6 protein-coding genes are annotated in these 6,051 nt (G+C 56.8%); all 6 read right to left on the bottom strand.

Annotation, left to right across the window (positions count from 1 at the left end; all coding sequences use genetic code 11):
- The coding region (locus ABX962_RS27605; protein ID WP_372724262.1) for a metal ABC transporter permease at positions 1–570 on the bottom strand (570 nt) is incomplete at its 3' end.
- The gene (locus ABX962_RS27600) at positions 567–1,373 is read right to left on the bottom strand and encodes a metal ABC transporter ATP-binding protein (protein ID WP_372724260.1); all 807 of its coding nucleotides are present in this window, start codon (positions 1,371–1,373) and stop codon (positions 567–569) included. The genes ABX962_RS27605 and ABX962_RS27600, both read right to left, overlap by 4 nt.
- Positions 1,370–2,371, bottom strand: coding sequence for a metal ABC transporter solute-binding protein, Zn/Mn family (locus ABX962_RS27595; RefSeq protein WP_372724258.1), 1,002 nt, complete (start codon positions 2,369–2,371; stop codon positions 1,370–1,372). Before ABX962_RS27595 ends, ABX962_RS27600 begins: the two co-directional genes overlap by 4 nt.
- 685 nt (positions 2,372–3,056) lie before the next feature.
- Positions 3,057–3,221 carry a hypothetical protein gene (locus tag ABX962_RS27590; RefSeq protein ID WP_372724256.1) on the bottom strand — a complete coding sequence of 55 codons (165 nt, stop codon included), beginning with the start codon at positions 3,219–3,221 and terminating at the stop codon, positions 3,057–3,059.
- Positions 3,222–3,308: 87 nt separating this feature from the next.
- Entirely contained in the window at positions 3,309–4,526 is a 1,218-nt protein-coding gene (locus tag ABX962_RS27585; RefSeq protein WP_372724255.1) for a DUF1559 domain-containing protein, read from the bottom strand.
- A gap of 629 nt (positions 4,527–5,155) precedes the next feature.
- A partial coding sequence (locus ABX962_RS27580; protein WP_372724253.1) for a DUF1559 domain-containing protein occupies positions 5,156–6,051 on the bottom strand: 896 nt, incomplete at its 5' end.

Below are 6,051 nucleotides of genomic sequence, written 5' to 3'. Positions count from 1 at the left end.
GATCAGTCTCGCGTCGTAGGCGTTCATCGAAGCGGTCTTGCCATAGATAAAGCTCTCCAGTCCTGCGGCGCTTCCCTTGTCCATTTGCTGGACCACACCCAGTAACGCCATCCCGGCGCCGAAAAAGACACTCAGTGCGATCCCTAATCCTGCGTCCTCCTTTAGTCGTGTCTGACGCTGGATCACCACGACTAATCCGACACCAAGCAATCCAGAGACGGTGGCGCCGAACAGCAAGATTGGCAATGTTTTGCCATCCATCCCCATCACACTGGCGATGATAAACGCCACGGCGATCCCCGGCAAACTGGCATGCGAGAGGGCATCGCCCAGCAGCGCACGCTTTCGCAACAGCGTGAAGCTGCCGACCAAACCTGAGGCCACTCCTAGCACCGCGACGCCGAAGATCACGACGCGAGTGTTGTAGTCCTCCAGCAGCACGACTCGTCGCCACTGCTCGCCACTAGGCCACTCGATACGTCGGTCGGTGATCGATTGGGCAGACGTTTGTGTCGGTGCCGCAAATGCGGAGATGAAAGCGAGCAGCAAGAACAACACGATCCGATTCACAGCGATCGCTCCCGGCGTCGCATCGCCTCGCTGACTTCGTCCAATAACGTCAATCGTCCCCCGTAGGTCTTGTTCAGGTTTTCAGGGGTAAAGGTCTCTTCGACGGGGCCGTGGGCCACGACACGCATGTTCAACAGCACGACGTAGTCAAAATATTCGGGGACGGTTTGCAAGTCGTGGTGAATCACGACCGCGGTTTTATTTCGAGCTTTTAATTCACGCAGGATCTCGACAATGGCCTTTTCTGTGGACGCATCGACTGCGACAAAAGGTTCGTCCATCAGATACAGATCTGCATCCTGAACGAGGGCTCGCGCCAGAAAGGTTCGCTGTTGCTGGCCGCCCGACAATTGGCTGATTTGACGACGCGCGAGGTCAGCGATTCCGACGCGGTCAAGCGCTTCCATCGCCGCTTGGCGATGCTTTTTGCGAACCGGAAAACACCATCCTATCTTGCTGTACAGCCCCATCGAGACCACGTCCAATGCATCGACCGGGAAGTCCCAGTCGACACTTTCTCGCTGGGGCACATAGCCAACGCGGTTCCGATTGCGACGGTAGGTATCGCCAAAGACCTTGACGCGGCCCGACGCGACCGGCACCAAATCCATGACCGCTTTTAGCAGCGTGCTCTTGCCCGCTCCGTTAGGGCCGACCACGCCGATCAACGAACCCGCAGGCAAATCGAAACCGACGTCCCAAATCACCGGTTTGCGGTGATAAGCGACCGTCAAGTCATCGACCGACAATGCAATCGATGACTGAGGAATTCCTGGTTTCGGTGTTGCTGTAGCTTGGCTCATGGGCTCAGTTTACCTTGAAACCCTTTCTCGGGGGCCTCGCCACCCAAGCCGCGAGCCACTGCGGTCATGTTGTGGTCCAGCATTCCGATGTAGGTTCCCTCATAGGTCCCGGACGCTCCCATTGCGTCGCTAAATAATTCTTTGTCACCAACGCGAACCTCATGGCCTCGCGAACGAGCCCCCTCGACTAACGAGTCGATGCTCTTTCGAGGTACGCTGCTTTCGACGAACACTGATTTCACTTTTTTGTTGACCAGCAAATCAACCAGTTCATTGATCTGTTGCAGCCCCGCTTCGGATTCCGTCGAGATCCCTTGCACTCCGATCACTTCCAAATCATAGGCTCGGCCAAAATAATTGAATGCATCGTGAGACGTCACCAAAATGCGACGGTCCTTGGGGATCGTCGCAATCACTCGTTTGCCGTAGGCATGGAGCTCGGCAAGTTGTTCTTGCAAGGCTGCCGCCCGCTCTTGGTATGCCGAGGCCGAGGGAGGGTCAATCGCAGCCAATTCGTCCGCGATCACGGTAGCACATTTCGACCAAGCCGACACATCCATCCAGACGTGCGGATCGTAGTGACCGGCGAAATCATCGGGCTCCAGTAGGGCTGTCGGATCGATCGCTTCGGTGACTGCGACGACAGGCTTATTGCGGGCCATCTTGACCAACGTGTCGGTCATTTTGCCTTCCAGCATCAGCCCCGAATAGAAGATCACGTCGGCTCGCATCATCGCTGCGACATCGTCACGCGTTGCCTTGTACAGGTGCGGGTCGACACCCGAGCCGCAGATTTGCGTGACGTTGACGCGGTCGCCCCCGACGCTGCGGACCAAGTCGGCGACCATCCCGACCGTTGCCGTGACCGCAATCGGTGAATCGGGATCCACGGTCGCTGTGGCTCGATTCACATCGGATGGCAGCGAGGTTTCATCCGAGCTATCGCAGCCAAAAGTCGCCGCGAACAGCAGTAAGGCGAGAGAGAGGAAGCGTTTCACAGCAGTTTAGGCTCCAAGTATGACGCAACCGCACACTTACAACGATCGACGTAATCTTTGGCAATTAGCTGCGGCTAACTTTTGTCCAGTTTAACAGTGGCGATGCGAGCCAACCAGGGCCCATTGATGGGCTGTCGCGTCGGAGCAAACGGTCGTTCGAATCAGGGGGGGGATCGCCAGGGCGAGCAAGCGGGCGTCGCAAGCCCCATGTCATCGACTTTGGTACTAGACGGGTGGTTTTCTTAGCGGAGCGGCGCGGGGCCTCGCCCGGTGAATTTCGGACGCTTCGCTCGCTGCAACCGGCGGGCCCCGCGATGCTACCCAACGTGGATGGCATTGGCCGCAATGAATGCAGGCCGTTTATCAAGAAGGCCCTTCAATGGAGAGGGGGGCTTTTATTGAGAGAACGCTGGTCGTAAGAGAGTGTGAAAGCCAAGTGAGCGTTTCACCAGGTGAGCGTTTCACACTGCAGCATGGTTTGTCGCCAGATTTATCGCGAGGGTTCTGCGATCGTATCGATGTGACTGCGTCGCGACTCGGGCGATCAAGTCATTCGCTTGACGTCCGCATGCTTGCCTGCGGAGCAATGACTCCGGGGCAAGCAAACGCACGAAACAAGCAATGACGATGGCAACCCAACTGATGGCAAGCTCAATGCTGGCGATGCCATCAACGTGGCCCGCGACTACTCATCCGCAACGGGGACCGTCGGAGGTGCTGGGTTCTCTTCGGCAAATTCGTCAAACGCACCTTGAGGTGTCTGAGATGTCGAAGAGTCCGAGCCACAGCCGAGGGTGAATCCCATGGCGGTCGCAGCGATCAGGAGACTAAAAAGTTTAAACGTATTCAAAATAGATCGACCTGTTACAAGTGGGGGAGACTGGATTGGATAAAAACGGAGACGGGAAAAATGGAAGTGGGGATTCAATCGAGACCGTTATGGAATCGATGATTCGGTTTCTTTCGCAGCGCGTGTTCCCAAAGCACCCCACAATCCATACGGACTTTGCGAGCCTGGGGCCAACGATCCAGCCACGTTGCCGACATTAGCACTCGTCTGATTGCCGGCTTCGATTGATTCGGTGACAAACTTCACCGCGCCATCTGCCATCAGCACATGGCATCCGCCTTGATGGCGACTGCTGGGCGGGCAGATCCCGGTATTGAAATTGTTATTGTTCATGCACAACGGGCTGTTCGGTGGGCTGATGGTATGCATGTGTCCCCACATCGTTCGCATCATGTGCCACTTGTAGCCGCGGCGTTGCTCGGATTCCGTTCCACCACCTTGGTGAAGCGAGAATGTGGCGGACGCACTCCAGAACTGAGGACGTTGAGGGTCGATGTGGGCGTCGCATGCCTGAGCACCACCAGCGAACCCAGGGTTGGTTCCCGTTGTCATCGCTGCACGCGTTGTTACATCGTTGTCACCCAGATCGGTGTTGCATTCGCCTGCGGCGATTGTATTGGCCAAGCCGTCCAGGATATCACGGAAGCCCATTTTTGCGCGGGGGACAAAGACACCTCGGTTTGCCGCTCGTGATTCTTCGAACGTTGCCGAGCTAGAAGAACCGTCATCATTGAGCGGTCCAGCGGGCCGGAACACCGAGTCACCGACACAGGCGACGTAGTTGGTCCGTGCCGCAGCGGGTAATCCAACACCGGGGTCGCTAGGGCATCGCAGCGCCGCAACTTCAGTCGCCCATGGCTCGTAGCGGGCGATCGCTTGTTCACCCGCCCATCGCCGAGGACTTGGCCCCATGGATGGAAAGATTGCCCCGGTAATCGGGTCCTTCAGCGGATTGCTGATTTGTTCCCACAACGCTTGTTGTTCAATGAACGGCATCAGCCCAACAAGCCAGCTCAATTCCAACCGGTTATTGGACGTCGGTACCTGAGCTGCGCTGGTGGCGTCAGGCGTTCCGCCGGAACGATTGTTCGTTCCGGTGCCATGGGTGGGCAGCTGATTGTAGGCCGAGTGGTAGTTGTGGATCCCTAAGCCAATTTGTTTGAAATTATTGCTGCAACTCATCCGGCGAGCTGCCTCGCGGGCCGCTTGAACCGCGGGCAATAACAAACCAACGAGGACGCCAATGATCGCGATGACCACTAGCAGTTCCACCAGGGTAAAACCTGGACGTTTTTGTGCGGACATGGAAGACTCCGAAAAAGAAAGAAAGAAAGGACAATGGGAACCGGTCGCTTCGTCTTTCCGAATGGATCCACGTAACCTCGTTCAATCAACAAGGCCGGCTTGGCAAAAGAGAAAGGAAGATTCGGCAAAACGAAGCTACGCTCCGCAAGAAGCAATGATGTCCAATCGCGTGACGCTACGCGGATGAAAAGGGGACAGAGGGTTTTCGTTTGCGGGTGTCGCTGGACTTCACCGCACATCACTACACTCCGATGATCATAGCTCGTCGTGTAATTTTAACTGTCCATTAGGGAGTGGATAGGCTCGTTCTATCGGCAGGAGGGGAAAATGTGACACAAATCGTCGCTTGAGGACATTCTGATGGGGGACAGGCAGGTTCTGTCTTGCTGATGGGGGACAGTCAAGGTCCGTCGCTTTACCTAATTCGGAAAATGGCACTGGTTAGGTGGAAGTGCTGTCTGCCGTTGGGCGGGCAGCAACGTTTCTAAACGTGGATCCGAGTTTGGCTGTCCAGCAAATACGGGATGCGGTGCCTCAGCCCGACGAAGCGTGTTCGGGGCAAGCCAGTCGATGACGTGATGATCATGGCTGCAATACAGAGTCGATCCGAGCGCTCAGCCAAACCAATGTCACTTCACATCGTCTTGCTGAACGACTTCTCTACCTGCCATCGTCAGCAGGGCTTTAAGTGTCTTGTCGGCGATGGCGGGCGTTAGAACGTGCACCGAGCCGTCGGCGTAGCCTGACACGGCGTAGGGTTGATCCCCAAAAAACAGTTCTTTCATTCTGGCTTCGTCCAGTTCCCAGTTGTCCGGTTTCGTCCAGGCAACCGCCGCCGATTTGGGGGCCGTTGCGATCCAAACCGTTGCGCTCGTGCCGTCGGTGATGTCTCGTAGGGTGCGTGGCGGACCCTCGCCCGACCACAGACCACCCGCAATCACGGGCAGCCGAATACGGCTCTTGCCTGCTGGCAGATCATCCCCGGCGATAGCGAACACCTTCGGCATCTGTTCAGCCAGCGGGCGATTGTGCTCGCTGTCCCACGGTTCATCCAGTTTGAACTTGGCATATAGCGGTGCCTGTTCCAGATAAGGCAATAGAGTTACACGCCAACTGAGCAGCGGCCGACCCTTGGCATCGACCGTGTACTTGCCAGGCAGGAAACCGTGGTTGTCGTGAAAGTTATGCATCGCCAACGCCAACCGTTTGAAGTTGTTCATCGTCTGCTGGCGGTGGGCATCTTGCTGGGCCTGCTTGACCATCGGTGCCAAAAATGCCTGCAGCTTCTCGGGGTCGGCTTTGATGACCACGCTCGCCCCATCGACACTTAGCGTAGGGCGTGGCAAGCCAGGTGGGATCGCCTTCAGCAGCTTGGACATCTCTTGTTCGCAAGCGACCGCTCCAGCAGGGTCGACCGACTGGATTCTCAATTCAAACGCCGTCTTCGGTGGTAATGACCAGCCGATCGTGATCCAGCGAGCCGACGCGATCCAGCGGCTCGGCGAAAAGCCGGTTGGGTCGTGGT

It is taken from the genome of Novipirellula sp. (assembly GCF_041583735.1).
In the GTDB taxonomy this organism is placed as follows: domain Bacteria; phylum Planctomycetota; class Planctomycetia; order Pirellulales; family Pirellulaceae; genus Novipirellula.
Note: the sequence above shows the minus strand (reverse complement) of the source record. Positions and strands in the feature narration are given on the sequence as shown.